The 5,339-nt window shown below is 67.5% G+C and carries 4 protein-coding genes; all 4 read left to right on the forward strand.

Annotation, left to right across the window (positions count from 1 at the left end; genetic code table 11):
- Positions 1-1,868 (forward strand): hypothetical protein (locus tag ACLP25_RS00270; RefSeq protein ID WP_442467249.1); only part of this gene is annotated, 1,868 nt, incomplete at its 5' end.
- Between the two features lie 20 nt (positions 1,869-1,888).
- Positions 1,889-2,245 carry a DnaJ domain-containing protein gene (locus tag ACLP25_RS00275; protein ID WP_442467250.1) on the forward strand — a complete coding sequence of 119 codons (357 nt, stop codon included), beginning with the start codon at positions 1,889-1,891 and terminating at the stop codon, positions 2,243-2,245.
- Between the two features lie 17 nt (positions 2,246-2,262).
- Positions 2,263-3,009, forward strand: a complete 747-nt coding sequence (locus ACLP25_RS00280; RefSeq protein ID WP_442467251.1) for a nucleotide exchange factor GrpE — start codon at positions 2,263-2,265, stop codon at positions 3,007-3,009.
- A complete protein-coding gene (locus ACLP25_RS00285) occupies positions 3,006-4,757 on the forward strand; it encodes an Hsp70 family protein (RefSeq protein ID WP_442467252.1) in 1,752 nt (583 codons plus the stop codon). The genes ACLP25_RS00280 and ACLP25_RS00285 overlap by 4 nt, the downstream gene beginning before the upstream one ends.
- The last annotated feature ends 582 nt before the right edge of the window (positions 4,758-5,339 follow it).

Consider the following 5,339-nt stretch of genomic DNA (forward strand, 5'->3'; position numbering starts at 1 on the left):
TCATCAAGGGCCTCTTGACCGACGATCCGGTCAAAGCCCGCCGGCTGCTCAACGGCGTGCCGTCCGACTCTCCCTTCGGGCCCCTGCGCCTCGCCGCCGAGGCGGCGCTGCCGGGAGAACCGGCCGAGGTCGTCGGCCGGCTTTCCCGGGCGAGCGCAGCGCAACGGGCCTTCGCAATCGGCAGGCTCGGCGGGTCAGCGCCGACGATGCCGATGCTGGCGCGTCTCATCGAGGCCGACCGCACCGGGCCGAGAGCGTTGTTCTCCCTGCTAACCAGGCAGGCGGCGTCGCTGCCCGCCGTCGACGTCCGCGGGGCCTGCTTCAACCTGCTGCCGCAGATCCCCGACAGCATCCCACTGTTCGAGAAGACCTTCGGGAAACTGGCGGAGGCCGAGAAGACCCGCATCTTCGCCCTCGGGGCCGAGGCGAAGCAGGATTGGAAGCGCGCCGAGACGCACTGGCGTGCCGCAGCGGAGCACTACACGAACGACAGGTCGCGCGAAGGCAAGCTGGCGGCCGGGGTCATCTTTCGTCATCTCGCGGAGTTGGCCGGCAAAGAGCCGATGATCGTGGGCGACCGAAGCTTCACCGATCCGGTCGTGTCCTATTTGCGCAAGGGCCTCGACTGCGATCCAGACTATCTTCCGGCCGTGCTGCAACTCATCAAGCGGTATCGCGAGGACGGCGACGACAAGGAGTGGCACGTCCTCGCCGACGAGGCGGCGCAACGCTTCCCGACCGAGAGCGCCGCACTGCTGCAGGCGATCGAGTCGGCCGCCGCCCGCAAGGCGTACAAGAAGGCGGCGGGGTTCGCGAAACAGCTTCTGGCCGTCGATCCCATCAACCGGACGGCGCGCCGGCGCATGATCGACCTGCAGATCTCGCACGCTCGCAAGCAGATGCGATCGAAGCGTCCCGACCTCGCCTGGAAGGAGCTCGTCTCGGCCGGCGAATGGGAACGCGCCGACGCGCCGAACGCCGATCTGAGGATCAACCAGGCCCTCGTCGGCTTGCGCGGCGGGCTGGACCCGCTAGCCGAGGCGCGCCTTCACGAGGGGGTGGGTCTGGCTGGCGGGGGCGCGGTCGGCTGGTTCCGCGCTGCGCTGCAGGATGCGATGATGACGCCGCCGCGAAGTCGCCACGTGGCGCCGATCGACAATGAACTCCGTCTCGTCCTGCAACGGGTCGCCGCGAAGCGGGAAATCGTTGCGATCGCCGCTCTTCTCTCCGAGGAAGAGGTTCGGACCGATCACAAGGCGACCGGCGAACTCTGCTGGAAGTTCGGCAACTGGCTCAGAAAGGCGACGCAAACTGCGCTGTCTGTCGCGGAGTTCCATTCAGTCGCCGACGCGATCCTGCGCGCCCAGCTCTACGACGTGCTCGGCGAATTCGCCGTCGCCGGCAAGCGGCGCGAGCCGAACGAACACTTCTGGCGCTTCTATGAGATCGTCGCCCGCACGAGGAACGATCCGGCGCGCATGCACGCAGTGGAGGAGGATGTCATCGAGGAGATGGGTCACTCGCGCGCGATCGCCGAGGATCGGCTCGGCCGCAGCCGCATCGACCGTTATCTCGATGGCACGAGCGACGACGCACACTCGAAGCGGCGGGCGCGGCGGCGCGAGGCGGACGAGGAGGCGCGCAGTGTCGATCTCCTGGAGCGTCTCCTCGGGAGTTTCATGGACTCCACGTCTCCGCAGGAGGTGAAGAGACTTCTCAAGTCGCGCGGACAGGATGGCGCGGTCGACGCCCTCGCGGACCGGCTCGAAAAATTGCCGCTCGGCGCCGGAGCGCCGCGCCTGATCCTGGAATTGGTGGCGAGAACCGTAGTCCTCGCCGCCGTCGGCGAAAAACCGCCGACGTTCTGAGTGCGCCGCACGGAGAGTCTATGGCGACCGATCCATTTTCCATTCTCGGGGTCGACGATGACGCCGGCGACGACGAAATCAAGCGGCGCTACCTCGCGTTGGTGCGGAACTTTCCGCCTGATCGCGAGCCGGAGCGCTTTCAGACCTATCGCGCCGCCTTCGAGGCTCTGCACACCGAGCGGCAGCGGCTCGCGGCCAAGCTGCTCGCGCCCCACGGCGGCGCGCTGATGCGGCTCGAGGCGTCCTGCCTGCCGCCGCCGGAAGCGCGTCGGATCGGTCAGGTTTCGCAGGCGCAGGTCACGGCGCTGCTCGTCGAGGGGATCGAGCAGGCGATGGCGCGCTGGGAAGAGACCTCGCGCGCCGAAGGCTTGGCGTAATCGGCAGGAAGGACGCCATGGATCCGGCCATCAAGGAAAGCCTGCTCGAGCGGCTCACCGCCTATCTGGACGAGCTCGACGCCCCGGAAGCGCCGGAGACCGACGTCGCCGAGACCGCGACCGCGAAGCGAATGGCGAGCGATGGCGCGCGCGAGGTGGCGGACGAAGAGGCGCGGGACCTGTTTTCGGTGTTCGTGGAGATCGCCGCCGCGCGCAATGAGGTGCGCGCGCAGTCGCGCATCGTCAAGGACGCGCTCGACCAGTTCCGCGCCGTATTCGACACGTTGCAATCGGGCAACGCCGCGCTTGACCGGGAGCTCAGGCAAGCGCACGAACGCGCCCGCGAGCAGTCTCGCACGGTCCTGCGACCGCTGCTCATCGACATAATCGACATCAGGGATCGTCTCGCCGCCGGGCTCGCGGCCGATCCGCCGAAACGAGCGCGGCCGTGGTGGGCGCGATGGCAGCGGACCGCCGCCGTGCCCGATCCCTGGCGGGAAGGCATGGAGATGACGCTTCGGCGGCTAGATCGCGTGCTGGCGGACCGCCGCGTCACCCCGATCGTTACCGTCGGTCGCCCGTTTGCGCCGGCTGTCGCGCGGGTGGTGGCGACGAGGGACGATCCGTCCGCGGCGGAGGGGTCGGTGATCGCCGAATCTCGCACCGGCTTCGAGTGGGACGGCGAATTGCTGCGGGCAGCGGAGGTGATCGTCGCCAAGCGCGCCGGCGCCAAAGATCATTCCGGTCGAGGAGTTGTCGAATGAGCGAGCTGATTGTCGGGATCGATCTCGGCACCACCAATTCCGAGGTGGCGGTCTATCGCGACGGCCGTCCGCAGGTGCTGGCGGATGCCGGCGGACGTCTGATCCTACCCTCCGTCGTCGGGCTCGATCAGGACGGCGCCCTGCTGGTCGGCGAGGCGGCGAGCAATCAATACATCCTCCATCCCGAACGCACGGTGCGCTCGATCAAGCGGCTGATGGGCAGCGACCGCAAGGTCTCGCTGGGCGGCCGAGACTACACGCCGCAGGACATCTCGGCGATGATCCTGCGCCGTCTCAAGGAGATCGCCGAGGGGCGGTTGGGGGCGCCGGTGCGCAAGGCCGTGATCACCGTGCCCGCGTTCTTCTCCGACGCGCAGCGGCAGGCGACCCGCGAGGCCGGCGAGATCGCCGGGCTCGAGGTGGTCCGCATCATCAACGAGCCGACCGCGGCGGCGCTGGTCTACGAGGCCGCGCAGCGGCAGGGCAAACGGGTGCTGGTCTACGATCTCGGCGGCGGAACCTTCGACGTCTCGGTCGTGCGCATCGAAGAGGGCGTGGTCGAGGTGATCGCCAGCCATGGCAACAATCATCTCGGCGGCGACGACTTCGACCACAAGATGATCGAGCGCGTGCTCGATCATCTCAAGATCGAGCACAAAGCGGACGTGAGCGCCAATCCGCAGGCGATGGCGCGCATCCATCGCGCCGCCGAAAGCGTCAAGAGGCGTCTCTCCGATCATCCGTTTGCGCGCATCGAGGAGGAATACCTCGCCGAGGTCGACGGCAAACCGATTCATCTCGCTCTGGAACTCGCCCGCACCGAGTATGAGGAGATGATCGCGCCGTTCATCGAAGAGACGCTGAGCGCGATCCACATCGCGCTCGAATCTGCCGGCCTGACCGCGTCGCAGGTCGAGGAGATCCTGCTGGTGGGCGGCGCGACCCGCACCCCGCTGATCCGCAACCGGCTCAACGAAGTGTTCGGCCGGCCGGCCCGCGGAGAGGTCGATCCCGACCTGTGCGTCGCGATGGGAGCCGCCATCCAGGGCGCCGCGATAGCCGGCGAGAAGGTATCGGCCGTGTTGGTCGACGTGACCCCTTACACGTTCGGCACGAGCGCGCTCGACTACCTGGACGGCGGCTTCTATCCCTACCGCTTCGTCCCTATCATCCCCAAGAACACGCCGATTCCGGTGCGCAAGAGCGAGGCGTTCCGAACCGTCACCGACAATCAGAAGGTCGTCGAGGTCCGCATCTATCAGGGCGAGAGCGAAGACGCTCTGGAAAACGTCAAAATCGGCGAGTTCCGCGTCGAGGACCTCGCCGACGCGCCGGCCGGCAATATCATCGTTCTCGACCTCACGCTGGACCGCGACGGCATCCTGTACGTGTCCGCCCAGGAGAAGGCGACCGGGCTCGAGCGGCGCATCACCATCGACAAGGCGATGTCACGTTACGACGAGGAGGAGATCCAGGAGGCGCGTCAGCACATCGATCGACTGTTCGGCGCCGACGGCGAAGAGGACGCGGCGGCCACGGACGCCGAGGGGACCGTGGCCGCCGACCCGAACGTGGTGGCTCTACTCGCCAAAGCGCGCGGGAAACTCGACAGCGCGGTCGCGGAGGACCGCACGGAAATCGTGGATCTGATCGAGACCATCGAAGACTGCCGGGCGGCTGGCGACGCGGCCGGACTAGCGGTCGCCGTGCGGCGACTCGATGATCTCATGTTCTATCTCGAAACCTGATCCGTGAAGGCACGCCATGGCTGCCGGAGTGTTGGAACAATGCCCGATCTGCCGCGCTCGGCTAGACGGCAATGACTCGTGCCGGCGCTGCCGGGCGGAGCTCTCGACCGTCCGGCGCGTCTCTGAGCAGGGCGCCACGCTCGCAGGGGCCGGCCTTCATCGTCTTGCCGCCGGCGACTGCGCTGCGGCTGTCCGCCTCCTCCGCCGTGCGAGTCTTTTGTGGACAACGCCCGACCTCGTATGGATCTTGTCGGCCCTCGCCGACGCAAGGGGCCCTTCAGGCGAGCGGATCGGTACCGATCGAATGGGCGGCGCCGAGCGTTGACGCCGCGTCGATCAAGTCGAACCTGGTCGAGCGGCGCGGCGATCGTTTTCCTCCTTGACCTCCGGCACCGGCGTCCGCCCGGGGGGTCGTCCGCTCCGAGGCCGAAGGATTCCGCGCCAAGATCTACCGCACCGGGTCATGGCCAATCGGGGAGACCACAATGCTCCAAGAGGCATTGTCACGCAGCCTCCGGCTTGCGGCACTCTCGGCAGCCCGTTAGCCAAGCGGATGACGAAAATCAGCTATGCCGGATACCG

It is taken from the genome of Roseiarcus sp. (assembly GCF_052145395.1).
In the GTDB taxonomy this organism is placed as follows: domain Bacteria; phylum Pseudomonadota; class Alphaproteobacteria; order Rhizobiales; family Beijerinckiaceae; genus Roseiarcus.